This is a genomic window from Flavobacterium sp. Sd200, from assembly GCF_009826935.1.
Lineage (GTDB): Bacteria > Bacteroidota > Bacteroidia > Flavobacteriales > Flavobacteriaceae > Flavobacterium.
Map to the genome: position 1 here is coordinate 37030 of NZ_WUMN01000009.1, position 19207 is coordinate 56236.

Sequence of the window (19207 nt, forward strand, 5' to 3'; positions counted from 1 at the left end):
GTTTAGTTTTCAATCACAGTTTTCAGTTCGGCATTGGTTTTTACAGACTGTCTTTTTTTGATTATCAGCGAAATTACCCAAACAGACAACAATGTGATAAGTATGGCTATTTTGAGCGAATTCATTTCGGCAAAAAAGTTATTAAGCGAATGGAATGCCGATACTGCAAGTAGCGAGTGGGTACTGTTGGCCACTTTACCAATACCCCAGCTTCCAAGAACTAAAATTCCGAAAAACATGATGTTAGAGCTGGTCATTTCGAAGTTTAAATGCCATGCAAACCACAATACCGCAACAATTAAAATGTTTAAGAATGGAGGTAACGATTTAAGTTCCTGCTGCAAAAAGCCACGCCATCCTATTTCTTCTAATAATCCATATATAAGTATTGCAGTAACTGTTGCAAACGAAACGGTTTTACTGGTATAATATTCGGCTCCTAAAATTAACACTATAGGCAGTGCCCAAAATATAAGGAATGGGGTAAGCAGCTTTTTATAATTGCCTTTAAGGCTAAGAACAGGTTTTATTTTAAAAACTGTAAATACTACTACTGCTCCTACCGCAGGGCCAATGCCATGTAAAATTGCCTTTAAAATGCCATTGTCTATTGGGCTCAGTATATCAGTTTTGTTAGTAAGGTAACGTAGTGCAACTGCAATAACGTAAAAGGTAATAATAGCAGTGTAGTTTATTTTGTTTTTCATCTTTTGTATTTGGTTTAATTATAAGCCAAAGGTAAAGAGACGGTTTTTCTAAAAAATTGACGAAAGGTAAGAAATGATATTTCTAGGATATTTTTTTCCTTATCCTGCTCAGGCTTTCGGCAGTAATGCCAAGATATGAGCAAATAATTTTTAAAGATGTTCTCTGGAAAACTTCGGGGCGTTCTTTAATAAGTTTGAGATACCTGTCGGTAGGCGAAAGTGTTAGAAGGTTTATTTGCTCAAACTGTTTGCGAATAAACATGGCATCTGAAATAGCTTTGCCAATAACGAGTCCGGTTTTAGATCTTGCATACAATTCATTTAAATCGGTATGGCTTATCGACCAGATAACGGAATTTTCCAATGCCTGCGTTTTTATAACGGTTGGCGATTGGGTAAGGAATGAGAGGTAGTCGCTAAAAAACTGCTTTTCGTAGTACAGGTTGATGCACGTATCTTTTTCATCTGCAAGGACAAAATGAGCAACCGATCCGGAAATAACAATATTGATGTATTTTTCAGTTTTATGGTAATCTTTTATAATTTCATTTTTTTCGAAAGTGCGTGGGTGTACACATTTAGAAAATTCTGCCCATACATTTATATCGGCTTTGTAAAACGGATCGAATATTTCTTTTATCCTTTCAGGTGTGGGCTGTTCCATATCTCAAAAATACTTAATACATGGCAAGGAACAAAAAATGGATGCTCTATGGCGTTTAAAAAATTAATAAAATTCTTTCAAAATTAAACACTATTCTGTTACAATAGAGCGTTATGTTTTAACAACCAATCCATTAGAAGCTATGAACCACTTTAAACTTTCTATTCCTACACCATGCCATGAAAGCTGGGAGGATATGACCCCAAATGCACAGGGCAAATTTTGCGGACAGTGCCAAAAAACCGTGACCGATTTTAGTGGTATGACCAATGACCAAATAGCTATTTATATTCACCTCAATGCCGGGGAAAAAATGTGTGGGCGGTTTAAGAAGACCCAATTGGAGAGTATAATTATACAAGTACCGGAAAGAATTATATATACTCAAACCAGTTTTAGGAGAATGTTCATGCTTGCACTATTAGTTGTCATGGGGACAACACTTCTTAGCTGTGCCGATGATTTCGGAAACAAACAGCCTATCGAGCAGGTTGTGGTTGTAGATAGTATTACAGGTGTTAATAATGACAGTATCGATTTGCCACTACCATACAATGAAAGATTTATAATGGGTGCAGTTGCTGTTAATAAATCTGATACTTTGGATGATGTTCCGCCACCTCCACCCCCAATAGAAGATTATGAGCCATATAAAATTGATCAGGAAGAAATAGAAATACCCAACTAGATCTTTAGAGATATTTAGAAAACAAAGATTTATAGCAACAACAATTTGTTGTTGCTATAAATCTCTAGTAATAAACTTTCAATTTTAAAAACGATTTAAAGCTTATCATTAATCAAAACTTGTTCCTGAAGGCCACGCTTTCTTAATAGCGGCTCTATAGACGGGTCGGCACCACGGAAGTTTCGGTACATCAGCGACGGGTCTAAAGTAAAACCACGTTCCAGTATATTGGTACGGAATGATTTTGCCGTCGCTGGGTCAAAAAGTGATGTAGTTTTGAAGGCTTCGAAGGCATCGGTATCAAGCACGCCGCTCCATATATAACTGTAGTATCCGGCCGAATATCCGCCGTTAAAAATGTGACTGTAGTAGGTACTCCTGTATCGTGGAATTATAGACGGTATAAGCCCTATTTTTTGCATGGCTTCTGCCTCGAAAGGGCCTATATTTTGGGTCATGGCTTCAGAACGTGTATGGTAGGCCATATCTAAATAAGTAGCAGCAAGAAACTCAACTGTGGCAAACCCCTGGTCAAAAGTGGCGGCCTGTTGCATTTTTGCTATCAGTTCATCAGGCAGTGTTTCGCCGGTTTTATAGTGTTTGGCATACAGTTTAAGCACTTCGGGTTCGGCAGCCCAGTTTTCCATTATCTGAGAAGGCAACTCTACAAAATCGGTTGGTACACTGGTGCCCGATAAGGTTTCATAAGTAACGTTGCTCAGCAGTCCGTGCAGTGCGTGTCCAAACTCATGAAAAAAAGTTGTGGTTTCGTCAAACGTAAGCAGGGCAGGCTCGTTGCCTGTTGGCTTAGTAAAATTGCACACTATGCTTATTATTGGTGCAGTGCGTGTACCGTCAGTATTGTACTGTTTGCGGTAAGAAGTCATCCAGGCACCGCCTTTTTTGCTTGCCCGCGGAAAGAAATCCATATACAACAGGCCAATAAACCTGCCGTCTGCTTCGGTAACTTCCCATGCTGTAACCTCTTTATGATAAACAGGTACGTTCTTTACCTGTTTAAATTTAATCCCATACAGTTTTTCTGTCACAGTAAAAATACCGTTGCGCACACTGTCGAGGCTAAAGTAAGGCTTAAGTTCCTGCTCGTCGAAGTTAAATCGTTGCCTGCGGATCTTTTCTGTATAATACCTCCAGTCATACGGCTGTACAGGGCCTGCAATACCGTCGGCTTCCATCATTTTTTTAATGTCGGCTTCTTCGGCTTTAGCTTTAGCCAGTGCAGGCTTCCAGATCTGGTCGATAAGTTTGTACACTTCTTCGGGGGTTTTGGCCATGCGCTCTTCGAGCACAAAATGGGCATGGCTCTTGTATCCCAGCAATTGGGCTTTTTCGGCACGAAGGCTTGCCATTTGCACTATGGCAATGCGGTTGTCTAGCTTGTTGCCATTATTGGCGCGGTTTTGATAGGCAGTCCATATTTCTTTGCGGAGTTCGCGGTTATCTGCATACTGCAAAAAAGGCATAACGCTGGCATTTTGCAGTGTAAACACCCATTGGTTTTCTTTACCTTTCTCTTTGGCTTCGAGCGCGGCGGCATCAACAAGTTCTTTAGGCAGCCCGGCAAGGTTTGCCTTGTCTTTAATTACAAGCTCATAGCTATTGGTTTCGCCCAGTACATTGTCTCCAAACTGTAACGATAGTACAGAGAGTTCTTCATTTATCTTTCTAAGCCTGTCTTTTTGCTTTTCGTCGAGCAGGGCACCACTTCGCACAAAGCTTTTATATTTGCGCTCCAAAAGTTTGGCGTCTTCGGTGCTGAGTTTTAACGAGAGTTGTTTATCCCATATTTTTTTTACACGGGCAAACAGCTTTTCATTAAGGTAGGTGTCGTCGTAGTTTTTAGAGAGCAGCGGAGCCATTTCTTTGGCAATGGCCTGTAGCTCATCGTTAGTATTGGCAGTGTTGAGGTTGTTAAAAACGGTTTTAATGCGGGTAAGCAGTGTACCGCTGTTTTCAAGAGCTACAATAGTATTTTTAAATGTAGGCAATTCATGGCTGTTTGCAATGGCATCTACCTCGGCCTGCTGTATTCGCATTGCCTCTTCAAGGGCGGGTTTGTAGTGTTTGTTCTCTATTTTATCAAAGGGTGGAGCTCCATACGGAGTATCCCACATGGCCAGCAGCGGATTATCATCGCCAATGGTCTCTGCCTTGTTTTCTCTTTGGCACGACATAAATATACCGGTTGTTATTAAAATTATAATGGTTTTTACTTTCATGGAGCATGATTTGGGTATCATAAAAAGTAAAGTTATCTTTTATAAATCTAAAAGGCAAATACTTTAGGAAAATATGGGAGGACTAAAAAAATTTGATTCAAATTTAGCCAGTAAAGTCTATTTACCAGTATCAAGATATAAACTACATCATGGCTTTGAGCAGAAACAATTATAGGGGTTGTTATGATTTCATAACAACCCCTATAAAAGTAATTTAGATTAATCAGCCTTGGTTTACCTGAATAAACGGATCCCAAGAAAAATATCCAATTGTGCTGCCATTTGAATTATCTACTAATTGAAACGAAAGCGTATATTGAACTTGTAGACCTACTTTTACAACTGTACCCTGAGCAATATATATGTTGTTTGTAAAAGGAGTTAAGGTACCACTGTTATTTGGAAGATGCTCCTCAATTTGAGAATTGATATATGTTAGTGGGTTCGGGACAATTGCGTCAGACGGGTTAAATGAACTGGCATATAGAAATGCAGAATAATCAGCATTATTTCCAAATGTTGTCATGGCCCATCGGATTGAATCTCCGGAATTTGCTGAAATTGTTAGTTCGGATTTACCTCCGTCATTTACAACGTTACTATACTGTGATATCATTGCGATATAAACATCAGAAGTGCTCCAGGCGCCCAAGCCGGTTGGTGCATTTTTAGTACCTGCCGCAATTTTGGAATCACTTACCTGCTCTGCAAGTTTGGCTCCGTCTACTGTAACTAGAATATTAATTAGTTCCATTATAGTTGATTTTTAGAAATTATCTTTTCTTACTCTTTTTAGGCTTTTCAGATTCCGCCTTTGTCTTTTAGTAAGATGCGCATCATTTAAAGACATTACAAAGTTTGAAAAGTTATTGTATTGATTTATAATACAAAAGGATGAAATGTTGCTGTACCCCAATAATGGTATCGAAATAAAATAATAGATGGTGCCTAAGCTTTTTTATGAAATTCCTGATAAAGATCAGCTATTTGTTACAGCAGATTTCAGTACCTTAGTTCTAACTTTAAAATACGCATACCATGGCCTTACAAAAGCCCTTTAACCTGAATAAATGGATCGACGAGAACCGACACCTTTTAAAACCTCCTGTAGGGAACAAGAATATCTATCCGCTGTCTGACGATTATATTGTAATGGTGGTTGCCGGACCCAATGCCCGAAAAGACTATCATTACAACGAAACCGAAGAATTATTCTATCAACTTGAAGGCACTATTAAAGTAGTGGTTCAGGACGAGGGTGAACGTAAAGAAATGGAGCTTACTGCCGGAGATATGTATTTGCATCCTGCCAGGGTACCACACTCTCCTGTAAGGAGCGAGGGGTCTATTGGGCTTGTAATAGAACGCGTTCGTGCCGAACGTGGTTTTACTGACGGATTGCTCTGGTTTTGCGAAAACTGCAATCATAAATTGCACGAAGTCTATTTTGAATTGCATAATATAGAGAAAGATTTTCTTCCGCACTTTAAACATTTTTATAACAGCGAAGAGCTGCGTACCTGCACGAAATGTGGTACTGTTTTGCCTGCCGATGCACGTTATGTTGCTAAAGAAGAGTAATCGTCGGGAGGGTAAATTCTAAGAATGGAGAAAAAAACGAACATGCCTAAATGGATAGTGCGCACCAGTGGCTATCAAAAACTGCTGATATCGCTCTTTTGTGCGGGGGTTTGCTATGCTGCAACACAACTACTACATATTAGTGGCAGTACACGTATTATTTTGTGTTGGGATGTTTTTGCAATTGCCATGATCAGCATGAGCTGGCTACTGTTTTTTAACACCACTGCCGCACAGCAGCACGAAATAGTAAAGAGGCAGGACGACGATGTGCGGGTAATATTTGCCATTGTGCTTAGTTCGGTGTGTATTAGCCTGGCGGGTACAGTATTGCTGATTGTTAGTGGGGCCGAATCGGTTTTTGATCAGGATCTGCGCACCGTTGCTACACTTGCAGCAGTAACCACATCCTGGATATTGTTGCACACCATTTTTACCATCAGATATGCGCACCTGTATCACAATTTTGATAATATAAAAACAGGCAAAGAGGGCGGCGGCATAGACTTTCCCGATGCTGCTAAGCCTGATTATATAGATTTTGCCTATTTTTCGTTTGTAATTGGCATGACCTTTCAGGTATCAGATGTTACCATATCATCTAAAACCGTAAGGCGTTTTGTGCTGTTGCACAGCCTTATATCTTTTGTGTTTAATACTATTATTGTGGCCTTAACTGTAAACGTTATTGCCGGGATAAGCAAATAAGTAAGTCTAAAATTTAAAAGTCATAAAGCCGAAAGAATTGAGAAGCAGTTTTAAATTACTCCTTTATGCTATCTTGCCTTATTTTAAAACACAACATTATTCATTCAGCATTATTCAGTATGCTTCAGGAACTTTTTAATTTATGTCTTCAGAAAAAAATAGGCAGGAAAAAACTACACTGCATCCCCGAAATAAAAACCGCGAGCGCTATGACCTTAAAGCATTAACAGTTGCTGTTCCTGAATTACTACAACACGTAAAACCTAATAAATATGGCGATGACTCGGTAGATTTTGCGAGCCCTCTTGCGGTAAAGTTGCTCAATAAAGCCCTGCTAAGTCATTATTATAATATCAGGAATTGGGATTTTCCGGATGATAATTTAGTACCGCCCATTCCGGGCCGGGCAGATTACATTCATTACATGGCCGATTTGCTCGCTGAAAGCAATTTTGGGCGCACGCCTTTGGGCAGCAGCGTTACCGCTAGACGTAGGTACGGGTGCTACATGCATTTACCCCATTTTAGGAGTTGCAGAATATGGATGGAACTTTATAGCATCAGATATTAATGCAGATTCTTTAGCATCGGCAAAGCACATCACAGATCAAAATAGTCTACTTAAGGATAAGATTGAATGCCGGCTGCAAAGCAATCCCAAGCAGTTTTTTAGTGGAATAGTTGCTGAGACAGACAGGATCGATATAACGGTATGCAATCCGCCTTTTCATGCATCGGCACAGGATGCGCAAAAAGGCACGCTTAGAAAAGTACAGAATTTATCAGGGAAGAAAGTTAAGGCTGCCGAATTGAATTTCGCAGGAATAAGTAACGAACTTATTTACAATGGTGGCGAATATGCTTTTATAAACAACATGGCTGCAGAGAGCAAAAAGTTTGCTAAAAATGTATTTTGGTTCTCTACATTAGTGTCTAAACAGTCTAACCTTAAAGGTATTTACAAAACTTTAGAGGCTGTAAAAGCTACAAAGGTTCAAACCATTACTATGGGCACAGGTAATAAATCTACGCGCATTGTTGCCTGGACGTTTCTGGATGCCGGAGAGCAAAAACAATGGAAAAACACCCGTTGGAAAACAAAATAGCATTTTGATTAAAATTAGGGGTAGGCTTGGAGCTGTTGTGTTTTTTATTAAATGTTAACGAAAATTTTATATTTTTGGCTGGCTCATCGGTTAAATAAATAAAGAGTTATCCTGATTTTAAAGTTTGGCTGCTTTGCTGTTATGTTACAAAACAATGTGCAAATCGTTTACACTTAAAAACACCCTACCAATGAAAAAAATATTACAATTTACGGCTATACTATTTTTTGTTTTTAGTATAAATGCTGCTGCACAAACGGTTACAGCTAAAGTGATCGATGCACAAAATCAACCTGTCCCTTATGTTTCGATACAAATAGGCCCTACATATGGGGTTATGAGCAATGAGGAAGGTATATTTGTAATTACTGTTCCGGAAAAACCCGAAGACAACAAAATTATCTTTTCGTCTATAGGTTATGAAACACTTACCATTCCGTTGGCCGACTTAAAAGCGGGCACTTATGTGCTTAAAGAGCAGGTAAATGTTTTGGATGAGGTATTTATTACCAATAAAAAATACACGCCTATTGAAATACTTACTAAAGTAAAAGAGAACGCGCCCCAAAACTATGCTTCACAAACGGCAAAGCAAACTTTTTTTCTGCGAAATAGCCATGACAACAAATTAATAGACAGCAAGTTTGAAATGATAAAATCGTCGCTCGAAAAAAAGTCGACACTAAAAGATCTTAACAAAGAGCTGGAAGAAATTGCTAAGAAGAAAAAAGGGCAACGTTCTACTGATTTCTCTGAGGCTTACGGATTTTTATATACACAAAACGGCGAATCTAAACTTGTGGTAGAAAAGGCTGTGGAATTGAAAAATAAAGAAAAAGATGTGGCGGGAGACCAAAACAGTAAGCTTATAGAAGTAATTAAAAAGCACTTAGAACCCGATGCTACCTACAAAGTGCGCTCAGGGATCCTGCCGGTAGACGATTCGCTAAAAGTAAGCTCTCCCGCAAAAGACGTTAAAGAAGATGTCAAGACCGCATCGTTAAGGAGCAGTATTACTGCACTAAGCGAAAAACTGAACAAGTTTTACACTAACGAAGAGCTTGATTTTTTAACCGAGTTTAAGCGATACACCTATGCTCTTGAAGGATTTGCCACCTTTAATGGAGAGACCATTTATATTATAGACTTTAAACCTGCTAAAGGATCTGCGCATTATTACGGCAAGCTATATGTTAACGCCGCAGACTTTGCCCTTGTAAAGCTGGATTACAATCTTGTAGACGGAGAGTACGAGCGCAAAGTAAACCTTAAGCTTGTTTTAGGTCTAAAAATGATCCAGGACGGCACAAAGGTGTCAGCAACTTTTGCTAAGAACGAAGCCGGGCAGTATGCTGTAAACTTTGTGAAAAAGCAAATGCGCAATTATATGTACATAAACAGGTCTTTAAAATTTACTAAAAACAAAGTAAGTAAAGACGAGGAAACCCGCATGCTTAAGATTGAATTTTTAATGGAAGTAGATGTATTTGCTACTAACGAGCTGTTTATAATAGACCGCAAGCCTGCAACTGCTGCAGAGTTTGCAGGCATAACCGAAAAAGCTAATTATAACGTTAACTACATCAGTAAATTTGACCCGGCTATCTGGAAAGATTATAATGTTCTTGCCCCGGTAGAAGCTATTAAGAACTATCAATAGTGCATATGTAGCTGATCTGATCTTTTATAAAAGGTCATAGAGTTTATTCAATTTTGTATTTTTCATTTTTACAGTCAAGGATAATTTTATGACCTTTAAAGATTTTGTTGCCTATCATTCCCTGCATGCCTGATTTTTTCATTAATAGCTTTTGTATATGAGAGATACCCTCTATGTAGGTAACTTTTGTAAGCGGAAGGTTGAGGTTGCCAAATAATATTTGTTTGTTTGCCGATGCAGAAATAACTGTTAGGGTATTTCCCCATGAGTTTCCTTTATCGGTTGTTATTTTGCCGTTGGGGGTTCTATATGTTTCCCATTCTGATTTGTTGGTTATGAGTTCATAGCCGCTGCTACCGGAATCGTACAGCAGTTTTAATTTCCTGTTTTCAATAGTTGCAGGAATTATAATTCGGCGGTTTTTGAATTCGAAATCTGTAAAATCATCTTCTGGCATTTTCTGTATAAATGAGCAGCGTTCGTTCTTAAAATCTAGAACGGTCACCCTTTTTTCTAACAGGTCTGTACCAATTGTTCCAATAATATTAAAATCTTTATTTAAATCGGTATGTTGCCCATAATCAAGTAAAGAAAAGCTATCTGAGCTCACACTCATGTTGCCAATATAAAAAGTTAATTGTGCCTGATTTTGTTTCAAATCAGCCTTAAGCTTATCGCTAAATTTATTAACGATGGAATACAACGATCTTTTATAAAAAAGAGTGCTTGGAGCGCCACAATCTAATTGCATGTAGAATGTTCTGTTAATTCCTTTAATTTGAATTGGCAAATACATTGCTGAGTAAGTATCTTCATCATCTGTATTCCATTTTATAGGGATATTTTGGGTAAATTGACTTACAGTCAAGCAATTTTCAGCGGGAGTGAATTTATTTTTTAAGTAAAAAAATCCGCCTAAAGACAAAAGAATAATTGTTACACAAACAATCAACAAGACCCTTTTAAGTATCATCATATGTTTTTTGTGCAAGCTTCGGCTTTTTTAACCAATGAAGCACAAAATGTAATACGACACTTTTATGACATTTGTGTAAATAAAGTTATAGAATGCTGATATTTAATTGAATAAATGTTTTTTTGTGTTGGTTCAGGCTGATGCCGTTTTTAATGATAATGAAAAGTTTTATAAAGATCATTGCTACGAGCGGAACTATAAAAAGTGGAAATTTTAATGACAGACCTTTTTGAATAAACGGGCTTACGATCATTAAAACAGAAAAAAAGAATGACAGCAAAATTTGGACAACAACTATATCCTGTCCAAGCATTTTATTTTTTAAGTCTTTTGTTCTATATGTTAGGATTAAAGGAAAGATTACACCTCCAAAAGGAATTATGAGTCCTGATAGTGCCGCAAGATTTATTAATTTAGCCCTGTCTATTAATGTTTCTTGTGGTTTAATAATCAAATTTTCAGGTTCGGTATCTAAAGATTCTGCGAGGACTTTGAGTGTAAAGCCTTTCAATGCATTCCCGGCCTCAATTCTCTGAACAGTTCGCAAAGAAATCCCTGATTTTTCGGCAAGCTCTGTCTGAGTTATATTTTTAGCCTCCCTAAAAATCTTAACGTTATTTTCCATCGTCTTTATTAATACTAAGCTTGTTGTCAATATTGCAAAATTAATAAAAGAGGTTTTATGCCTGCACTTCCTGTCCAAATACCTCTTCGGCAGCAGGGAATAAAAGATCATTTTCAGAGAAATCGAGCATCTCCGATCTGTCCATGTATTTATGGATCTCGGTTATGCCCTTTTTTAAGCTAAGCTCTGTAGAATATTTGCGGCTTGTAGCCAGTACCAATCCGCCTTTAGACAGCCGGAAAAAATATTTGCCGCTGGCTGTGCTGTTCTTTGTAAAAGTAAACTGTGGGAGATTGTCTTTAATACCGGCTATCATGAGCTCGCAATCTGATTTTTGCTTGCAGCTGATGCTGGTAAAAATAGTTTTGCCCTTGCGCGAGGTATAAACAAATTTGTAATCTCCGTTAAAGCGTTTGCTAATTACAAACATTCCCATAGTACGATTTAAAAATTTAAGCAGGTTAAAGGCATAGTTGCCTGTAGTTCATGATATTGGTTTTTTGCTCTCAAAATCTCAAAACTACACAAAACAGCTATAATTTAAAGCTCTTTAACACGGCTTTGGCATACTATTTACTAACAAAATCTGCCTGTAGGTGTAAACGGTTTTTAATCAGCCTGGTTAGGAGTGATTTTTAGAATCGGTATAGAGGCGCCCGGTTTAGTTCGGCATTTTCACCCTGTAAATTCTGTAAGGAAGGTCTACTTTGCTTTGCTGATTGTTATATTTTGGCTGTCGGTTTAGCTGCGCGCAGCTAAAATACAAATAGCCGTCGCTGCCCACACCAAAAGAGTCGGGCCATATAATACGGCCATCAATTACAAGGGTTTTTACTTTTCCAAAGCGCGTAACATATCTAATAGCGTGCATTTGAGAGTCACCATAATAAATATTGCCTTTGGCATCACACTCAAGTCCATGGCTCATGCCAACATCGGCAATTTTTTCTACTTTAAATGTAATGTCTTCTGCACTAAGTTTAGTATTAGCCAAATGTTTGGTCCTTATGCGATACAGGCGGTCGTGGTTAATTGGTTTGTAATAAAAATAGTTGTTATCTTTAGTAAGGGCAATGCTGTTTACATTGCTCACAAAAGGCTTGTTATTTTCGTCGGTCATTTCCACCCCATCTATTTTAAGTGTATATCTGGGGGTGGCAGTTGTAGAGGCATCGTCCTGCAATACTATCCTAACCGTGTCGGTTTTAAGGTCTAAAACCACAATGGCTTTAAGGGCGGGGTCGCTAAGGTAGGCCAATTGTTTTTGGGTGTCAACACGAACATCGTTAAGTCCGCTTTTATCTAACGGGAGCCCACCAAAACGATACACCTTTTTTGCTGTATTGCTGGCAAGGTCGAATTGTATCAGTTTAAATTCTCCTGTTTGAGCACTTCCCGAATCGCCAAAAACCGATGCTCCACCGGCAGGTTTGGAGTCTAACACCCAAAGCGATCCTTTATCGTCGGCATACAAATCCTGCACGTTGTTAAAATGCTTATCGTCGGTGCCTTGTTTGTTCCATTCTTCGTTAGGATAAGCCACGCGCCTGCCGTTTTTTATCTCTGTAAGGGCAAACATAAACGGCTCGTTGTGGGGGAAAGAAACAAACAACCTGTTAGTACTGCTCTCCACAGCCACGCCTATAGGCTGGTTTTTACCAACATCGGCAACCTCTTCCAGTTGTGGCTTTTGGGCATAAAGAGGGATGGCAATAAGAATAGATATAATGAGGTTTTTCATTTAGATGGCAGATATTTATTAGATTCAAAATAGACTTTAGAGGATAGATAATAGAAGTTCAGGCTTTTAATGTTATGATTTTATAGCTTTCGACTTTACAACCACTATGGCTAGTGCTAAAAGGCACCATATTAGCAATTGCCAGGATACCAGTTGCCAGCCCCCGGCATTCCAGCACTGTATGCCGGCAAAGCTGCCCAGCGCACCGCCAATAAAATAAGTGGTCATGTAGGCAGTGTTTATGCGGCTGGGTGCGGTTTCATCGAGGGTATAGATTGTAGCAACATTGGTTACCTGTGTGGCCTGGACACCCACGTCGAGCAATAGCACTGATATAATAAATGCTGTAACCGATAGTGGATACACCTGTATTAAAAGTACTCCCACAAGTATTAAAGATACCGAAAAAAGCTGAGATTTGCGTGGGTTGCCTTTATCGGCAAGCTTTCCAAAGAGTGGGGCAAGCATGGCTCCGGCTATGGCAAGCATCCCGAAGAGGCCAATAACATCGGTTTTATAATTAAAAGGCTCGCCACTAAGATGAAAGGTAAGCGTGGTCCAAAATGAGCAGAACAATCCAAACACCAACGCACCCAAAAGTGCAGTTTTGCGCAGTAGTGCAAAGCGTTGCAATTGTTTGAGCGTGCTGCCTAAAAGGCTTGCATAATTGCCTTGATATCCCGGTGTTGCATTGGGCAGGGTAAACTGTATTAATGCCATGCTTAACAGCACCATTACTGCCGATATGCCATACACATAGCGCCAGTTGAGCCAGCCTGCAATAAAGCCGCTTACTACCCGTGCCGAGAGTATCCCTACAAGTATCCCTGTAAAAATAATGCCCACCGTGCGCCCCCGGTTTTTGCTGTCCATACTGGCGGCCATGGGCAATATTACCTGTGCGGCAACACCCAGCAAACCTGTTAGCAGGCTAAAAACACAAAGCCAAAAAAAGTTTTGCACGAACGTAGTGCCTACCAGAACCGCTACCAATGCCGCCATAAGTGCAATGATGAGTTTTTTGCGGTTTATTTTATCGCCCAGCGGTGTCAGGAAAAAGAGCCCTAACCCATAGCCTGCCTGTGCCATTACCGATATTATGCCTGCTTTGCTGGCACTTACATTAAAGTTTTTTGCTATGTCGTTCAGTATAGGCTGGTTGTAGTATATGTTTGCCACGCAAATTCCGGCGGCAATGCTCATAACCGTAATTTGTGTTTTAGTGATAGTAGTTTCCATGCTGCAAATTTCGGGAAAAGAAATTTATTGCTGAGGGAAAAGTGATGTATTGAAGTTGTAATGTCTAAACACCTATCGTACGGGAAATTGACCCGAAAGCAATTTTTCTCTACCTTTGATTTTTGCAAATACATAGCATATGGAAAGCACAACCTTAGAACAGTTTTACAGCAAAGAATTTCATAAAGGAAATGGGGCAGGAGGCGGTTTGCTTCCGGAAGGCATAAGTAAGGATATAGGGCATTTTAATGTGTTTAATGTGGGCGAAATGGTAGCTAAGTATCGGGAGAAGCCTGTAATGCCCTACAACCGCAGGGCGTTTTATAAAATAAGTTTTATTATAGGGCGGCACCGGGCCGAGTATGCCGATAAGACCGTAGAGATAGACAGCTATGCGTTGCTGTTTGCCTCTCCCCGCGTGCCTTACCACTGGCACCCACTGGACGAAAACCCCGATGGTTATTTCTGCATCTTTACCCCCGAGTTCTTGGTGAAAAGCAAGAGCGGCGTGGTTATAGACGAGTTACCTATCTTTTCTCCCGGAGGCTTTCCGGTTTTTATGCTTAATGCTACACAGGCAGAAGAAGTTAAAGCCTTGTTTGTGAAAATGTATAATGAGCTAGAGGGCAACTATGCCCATAAATACGACTTGCTGCGAAATTATCTTATGGAGCTGATACACTACGGTCAAAAGTTGCAGCCCGATACCGATTTGTACACAGCAAATACGTCGGGGGCGCGGGTGGTATCGCTGTTTATAGAGTTGCTGGAAAGGCAGTTTCCCATTGCATCGCCAAACCACAAACCTGTGTTGAAAACGGCAGGCGATTTTGCTGCGCGCCTTTCAATACACGTAAACCACCTTAATAAAATGCTTAAGGAACACACAGGCAAAACCACTACTCACCTTATAAAAGACCGTTTGCTGCAGGAGGCTAAAATACTGTTGCGCCAAACAAGCTGGAGCATTAGCGAAATTGCCTGGTCTTTAGGCTTTGATGAGGTGGCACACTTTAGTAACTTCTTTAAAAAGCAGGTTAAGCTCTCGCCTCAGGCATTTAGGGAATAGCATACCTGATTTGATTTTTACAAATTATAGATTGAAACGCGTAAATGACAACCATCAGTGGGGGTGTAAATTTGTACCATCATAAAATTCAATTTAAAATGAAATTATCAGGCAGTAAAATTTTAATAACAGGGGGCGCCAGTGGTATAGGTTTGGGGCTTACCGAAAGATTTTTGCAGCACGGAAATACCGTAATAATTTGCGGCAGGCGAGAAAACCTGCTTAATGAAGTTGCAGCTAAGTACCCTAATGTAATAACAAAAGTTTGCGACCTTTCTGATTCACAAAGTCGTGAGGAGCTATACAATTGGGTGTTGGAAAACCATCCTGACCTTGATGCTGTTATAAACAATGCGGGTATACAAAACTGGATGGACATTGCTGATACTGATTTTGTGGAGCGTGCCCATGCCGAAATTGTAACCAATATTGAGGCTCCTCTGCATATTACACATTTATTTTCAAAGCTCTCATCGATTAAAACACTTATAAATGTAACGTCGGGGTTAGCGTTTGTGCCTGCCAGTAAAATAGCCGTTTACAGTGCAACCAAAGCATTTTTACATTCTTTTACCCTTAGTACACGCTATTTGCTTAGAGATAAGGGAGTAGAGGTTATAGAGCTTATTCCTCCTGCTCTTGATACCGACCTTGGCGGTACGGGCATACACAGCAGTTTTCCGCCAGTAAGCGGTTTTATTGATAAGGTTTTTGAAGGTCTTGAAAATGGGGATGAAGAAATTACCTACCTGCACAGTACCGATATGGCCAATGGAGGCCCGGAGGTTATTAAAGCGCGCTTTAAAGTCCTGAATCCTTAGGTAATATAATAGTCTGATGCAAAATCCCATAATGTTTTTATTGTGGGATTTTGTTTTTGTGTTAATTCTTTTTTATGGATTTTGGGAATAATGATTTATACGATTTTCTTAACCACATACGTAACAATAGCCCAAATAATGAACTGATTTTCTTCGGTTACTTTTATGGGGTGGTATGCTGGGTTTTCGGGTATAAGATACAGGCAGTCGGTTTCCAACTTTAGGCGCTTTACGGTAAACTCACCATCAATAAGGCAAATGGCAATACGTCTGTCTGCGGGTTCAAGGCTGCGGTCTACCACAAGCAGGTCACCATCGTCTATACCTGCATCTGTCATAGACGACCCTGCCACTTTTATATAAAACGTACTTAAGGCATTGCGCGTAAGGTGCTGGTTGAGGTCTATTTTATACTCCATAAAATCGAGCGCAGGCGAAGGAAAACCTGCCGAAACACTATGATTTACAAGCGGCAGTGCAGTACCGGCCTCATGGTTTGGGGTATAAAAAGTAAGATTTGTTTTGTTTTTATCTACCGGCATTGCACCACAAGTATTTCGTTAATGTCTGTAGTATAGCGGGGCGAAAGCATGTTTTGGTTCATGTCCCAGGTTTTTTGCGCCTGTGCACCAAGGCGAACAATACGGCTGCCCATTTTGCTGTTTACTTTATCCATGGTTTTCATGAGTGCTAAATGGCGTGGGTCTTCGTCGTTAAACAGGTTAAACTGCTTAGCGTTGTCGGGCACGAGTTCGCTCACAATAACACCTGCCTTTTTAAACTTAACCGTATCCGTACCAGCCAGCAGGTCTTTGAGTAATTGTATGGAAGCATTACTAATGGTAAGAGCCGAGTTTGTAGCAAACGGCAATGTAATTGCGCGGCTGTAATGATATTTAGGGGTGTCTATACTGTGTTTGTCTGCCACAAGCATTACAATAACGGTATGGCACATAGAGTTTTGCTTTCGCAGCTTTTCGGCGGTAACCGAGGCAAAGGTACTTACGCGTTCACGAATAAGGTCATAATCTTTAAGCTGCTTTGGGAAACTGCGTGTGGTGGCAATGCTCTTTTTTTGTTCGGGTACAGAGCCATCGCCAATAGCGGGATTGCCTTCCAGTTCCATTTTAATGCGCATGCCCACAACGCCCATTTCTTTTTTGATCCATGGCTCTAATTGAGGCAGTGTAAAATCATAAGCAGTAAGTACGTTTTTAGCCTTAAGTTTTTTTGCAGTACGGTAACCTATGCCCCAAACGTCTTCTATTTTAAGCCACTTAAGGGCTTTAATACGCTTTTCTTCACTATCTATAACATAAATGCCCTGTGTACGCCCTTGAAATTTTTTAGCAATACGGTTGGCAGCTTTGCTAAGTGTTTTGCTTGGTGCAATGCCTACACAAATAGGCAGGCTAAGCCATTTTTGCACCCTGTTTCGCATTTCTAAACCCAAGGCATGATAGTTAGGTACATCGACTCCGTTAAAATCTAAAAATGCTTCGTCTATACTATATTCTTCCACATTGGGGGTATAGAGGCGCATAATGCCCATAACACGTTGGCTAAGGTCGCCGTAGAGGGAGTAATTAGACGAGAAGACTTTTACATTGTTTTGTTGGAGCACCGCCCTGATCTTGAACTCAGGTTCGGCCATGCCTATGCCCAATGCTTTTGCTTCCTCGCTGCGCGATATAATACAGCCGTCGTTGTTAGACAATACTACAACAGGTTTGTCCTGCCATTGCGGCTGGAAAACCCTCTCGCAGGATACATAAAAGTTATTGCAGTCTACTAAGGCATACATGAGTACAAAGTTAGCAGATTTGAGTTTGATTGCCTGTTAAAAACTACAGCCTGTTCTTTTTAATTTGTTCCAGCCCCTGTAGTGTTGTGCCAATGTATGAGGCTATCATGTGGGCAGGTATTCGCTGTGCGGCCCTCCCGTATTTTGCAAGAAAGGTATAATACTTTTGAGCAGCAGAAAGACGAATGCTGTTGTTTACATTGTCTTCAGTAACCACAAGATGTTTTTGTATAAGCGTGCTCATCATGGTGTTAAATGCATCTATTTTTTTGCTGAGCTCATAAAAGTCTTTTTGCTCTATGAGTATTACCACGGTGTCTTCTATGGCATCAACGCTGTAGGGTGTAGGTTTACCGCTTAAAATGCTTTGGCGGTCGCCTGCCCAGTAATTTTCGGGAGCAAAGCTCAGGGTAAATTCAGTGCCGTTAACATCGGTGTAAAAAGAACGCAGCAGGCCACTACACACAAAGGCGTTGTAAATCCACAAAGTGCCCTCCTGCATTAATAATTCGCCTTTGCTTATTTTTTTAACCTGGCTTACCGCTTTTATTTGCTCTATTTCGGCATTGGTAAATTTGGCTTTGTCATTCAGGTAGCTGCAAAAATTTTCAAACATAGGAGTTCATTATGTTGTATATTCTCAAATATACAAAAAGTATGCCTGTGTTTTTTATCATATTTTCATTTTAGGATGGTTCCTGATCTTAATTTAACGCTTCTTTTTGAAGCTTTAATTAGAAAAAGCATTAACTTTATAGTACAAATTTTAAAACAAAACAGATATGTCTTTATTAGCAGGCAAAATAGCGGTAGTTTCGGGTGCAGGATCCGGAATAGGCCGCGCCATAGCACAAACTTATGCCCGTGAGGGTGCAAAAGTTGTTGTTGCCGATGTGAGTACAGAACACGGTGAAGAAACCGTAAAAGCTATACAGGATGCCGGTGGGGATGCTTTTTTTGTAAAAGCCGATTCGTCCTTGCCGGAAGAAAATAAAAAACTGGTTGAGGCCGTTGTGGCAAAATATGGCAGGCTGGATGTGGCCTGCAACAATGCTGGAATAGGTGGCCCGGCCACACCAACCGGTGAATATGATGTTACTGCATGGGATAAAGTAATTGCCCTTAACCTTAGTGGTGTATTTTATGCCTGTCGTTATCAATTGGAGCAAATGGAAAAAAACGGAGGGGGCAGTATTGTAAATATAGCTTCTATACACGGCACAGTAGCGGCACCAAACAGTGTGGCCTATACGGCGTCTAAGCATGGAGTAGTGGGACTCACTAAAAATATTGCTGCAGAATATGGTCAAAAAAACATTCGCTGTAATGCGGTTGGCCCAGGCTATATAGAAACTCCGTTACTAACAGCACATGCCAATCAGGATATGTTGAAAGCTCTTGAAGCTAAATCTGTAATGAACAGGTTGGGCACACCACAGGAAATAGCAGAGTTGGTTACCTTTTTAAGCTCAGAAAAATCATCGTTTACTACAGGTGGCTATTTTATTGCCGATGGCGGTTACACCATTGTATAAACAGACGCTTCTTTACACAAACAACAAAACAACAGCTGCCTTT

General features: G+C 40.0%; 21 protein-coding genes. 9 read left to right on the forward strand and 12 right to left on the reverse strand.

The annotated features are described in order from the left end of the window. Positions 1-2 precede the first annotated feature (2 nt). Together GR160_RS17500 and GR160_RS17505 are read right to left on the reverse strand one after the other, a co-directional pair. A complete protein-coding gene (locus tag GR160_RS17500; RefSeq protein ID WP_160751196.1) occupies positions 3-707 on the reverse strand; it encodes a CPBP family intramembrane glutamic endopeptidase in 705 nt (234 codons plus the stop codon). 82 nt (positions 708-789) lie between these two features. Next, on the reverse strand, positions 790-1371 hold the full coding sequence (locus GR160_RS17505; protein WP_160751197.1) for a Crp/Fnr family transcriptional regulator: 582 nt from the start codon (positions 1369-1371) through the stop codon (positions 790-792). A gap of 142 nt (positions 1372-1513) precedes the next feature. On the opposite strand from GR160_RS17505, the gene GR160_RS17510 reads away from it, so the two are divergent. Beyond that, on the forward strand, positions 1514-2059 hold the full coding sequence (locus GR160_RS17510) for a hypothetical protein (protein WP_160751198.1): 546 nt from the start codon (positions 1514-1516) through the stop codon (positions 2057-2059). A gap of 95 nt (positions 2060-2154) precedes the next feature. Here the strand turns inward: GR160_RS17510 and GR160_RS17515 are convergent, their stop codons facing one another. Together GR160_RS17515 and GR160_RS17520 are read right to left on the reverse strand one after the other, a co-directional pair. Next, positions 2155-4299 (reverse strand): M3 family metallopeptidase, encoded by a 2145-nt coding sequence (locus tag GR160_RS17515; RefSeq protein ID WP_160751199.1) that lies wholly within the window; start codon positions 4297-4299, stop codon positions 2155-2157. A 223-nt stretch (positions 4300-4522) separates the two neighbouring features. Continuing rightward, a complete protein-coding gene (locus tag GR160_RS17520; RefSeq protein WP_160751200.1) occupies positions 4523-5053 on the reverse strand; it encodes an AidA/PixA family protein in 531 nt (176 codons plus the stop codon). A 284-nt stretch (positions 5054-5337) separates the two neighbouring features. Between GR160_RS17520 and GR160_RS17525 the strand changes: the two genes are divergently transcribed. The 5 genes from GR160_RS17525 to GR160_RS17540 all read left to right on the forward strand — a co-directional run bounded on the left by GR160_RS17525 (position 5338) and on the right by GR160_RS17540 (position 9354). Further along, positions 5338-5880, forward strand: coding sequence for a 3-hydroxyanthranilate 3,4-dioxygenase (locus GR160_RS17525; RefSeq protein WP_160751201.1), 543 nt, complete (start codon positions 5338-5340; stop codon positions 5878-5880). 24 nt (positions 5881-5904) lie between these two features. Next, entirely contained in the window at positions 5905-6588 is a 684-nt protein-coding gene (locus tag GR160_RS17530; RefSeq protein WP_202390813.1) for a DUF1345 domain-containing protein, read from the forward strand. A 142-nt stretch (positions 6589-6730) separates the two neighbouring features. Continuing rightward, positions 6731-7159: an RlmF-related methyltransferase gene (locus GR160_RS19605; RefSeq protein WP_370519233.1), complete on the forward strand. Its 429-nt coding sequence runs from the start codon at positions 6731-6733 to the stop codon at positions 7157-7159. Further along, positions 7041-7694, forward strand: a complete 654-nt coding sequence (locus GR160_RS17535) for an RlmF-related methyltransferase (protein WP_370519234.1) — start codon at positions 7041-7043, stop codon at positions 7692-7694. Before GR160_RS19605 ends, GR160_RS17535 begins: the two co-directional genes overlap by 119 nt. Before the next feature lie 190 nt (positions 7695-7884). After that, a complete protein-coding gene (locus tag GR160_RS17540; RefSeq protein ID WP_160751202.1) occupies positions 7885-9354 on the forward strand; it encodes a carboxypeptidase-like regulatory domain-containing protein in 1470 nt (489 codons plus the stop codon). A gap of 43 nt (positions 9355-9397) precedes the next feature. Here GR160_RS17540 and GR160_RS17545 read toward each other — a convergent pair whose 3' ends face one another. The 5 genes from GR160_RS17545 to GR160_RS17565 form a co-directional block, all read right to left on the reverse strand. Further along, a complete protein-coding gene (locus GR160_RS17545) occupies positions 9398-10330 on the reverse strand; it encodes a hypothetical protein (RefSeq protein ID WP_160751203.1) in 933 nt (310 codons plus the stop codon). Between the two features lie 85 nt (positions 10331-10415). Beyond that, positions 10416-10955: a helix-turn-helix transcriptional regulator gene (locus GR160_RS17550; RefSeq protein ID WP_160751204.1), complete on the reverse strand. Its 540-nt coding sequence runs from the start codon at positions 10953-10955 to the stop codon at positions 10416-10418. Between the two features lie 55 nt (positions 10956-11010). Next, positions 11011-11391: a DUF1508 domain-containing protein gene (locus tag GR160_RS17555; protein WP_160751205.1), complete on the reverse strand. Its 381-nt coding sequence runs from the start codon at positions 11389-11391 to the stop codon at positions 11011-11013. 225 nt (positions 11392-11616) lie between these two features. Next, positions 11617-12696 (reverse strand): SMP-30/gluconolactonase/LRE family protein, encoded by a 1080-nt coding sequence (locus tag GR160_RS17560; RefSeq protein ID WP_160751206.1) that lies wholly within the window; start codon positions 12694-12696, stop codon positions 11617-11619. Between the two features lie 72 nt (positions 12697-12768). Continuing rightward, entirely contained in the window at positions 12769-13935 is a 1167-nt protein-coding gene (locus GR160_RS17565; RefSeq protein ID WP_160751207.1) for an MFS transporter, read from the reverse strand. Positions 13936-14074: 139 nt separating this feature from the next. On the opposite strand from GR160_RS17565, the gene GR160_RS17570 reads away from it, so the two are divergent. After that, positions 14075-15004 carry an AraC family transcriptional regulator gene (locus GR160_RS17570; protein WP_160751208.1) on the forward strand — a complete coding sequence of 310 codons (930 nt, stop codon included), beginning with the start codon at positions 14075-14077 and terminating at the stop codon, positions 15002-15004. A 98-nt stretch (positions 15005-15102) separates the two neighbouring features. Next, positions 15103-15825, forward strand: a complete 723-nt coding sequence (locus GR160_RS17575) for an SDR family oxidoreductase (protein WP_160751209.1) — start codon at positions 15103-15105, stop codon at positions 15823-15825. A gap of 95 nt (positions 15826-15920) precedes the next feature. On the opposite strand, the gene GR160_RS17580 is transcribed toward GR160_RS17575, so the two are convergent. The 3 genes from GR160_RS17580 to GR160_RS17590 are packed head-to-tail and all read right to left on the reverse strand — an operon-like array spanning position 15921 to position 18245. Further along, positions 15921-16367 carry a LexA family transcriptional regulator gene (locus GR160_RS17580; protein WP_160751210.1) on the reverse strand — a complete coding sequence of 149 codons (447 nt, stop codon included), beginning with the start codon at positions 16365-16367 and terminating at the stop codon, positions 15921-15923. Continuing rightward, positions 16358-17629 carry a Y-family DNA polymerase gene (locus tag GR160_RS17585; protein WP_160751211.1) on the reverse strand — a complete coding sequence of 424 codons (1272 nt, stop codon included), beginning with the start codon at positions 17627-17629 and terminating at the stop codon, positions 16358-16360. Before GR160_RS17585 ends, GR160_RS17580 begins: the two co-directional genes overlap by 10 nt. A 43-nt stretch (positions 17630-17672) precedes the next feature. After that, complete coding sequence (locus tag GR160_RS17590) at positions 17673-18245, reverse strand: Crp/Fnr family transcriptional regulator (RefSeq protein WP_160751212.1); 573 nt, start codon at positions 18243-18245, stop codon at positions 17673-17675. A 166-nt stretch (positions 18246-18411) separates the two neighbouring features. On the opposite strand from GR160_RS17590, the gene GR160_RS17595 reads away from it, so the two are divergent. Continuing rightward, positions 18412-19164: an SDR family NAD(P)-dependent oxidoreductase gene (locus GR160_RS17595; RefSeq protein ID WP_160751213.1), complete on the forward strand. Its 753-nt coding sequence runs from the start codon at positions 18412-18414 to the stop codon at positions 19162-19164. Positions 19165-19207 lie beyond the last annotated feature (43 nt).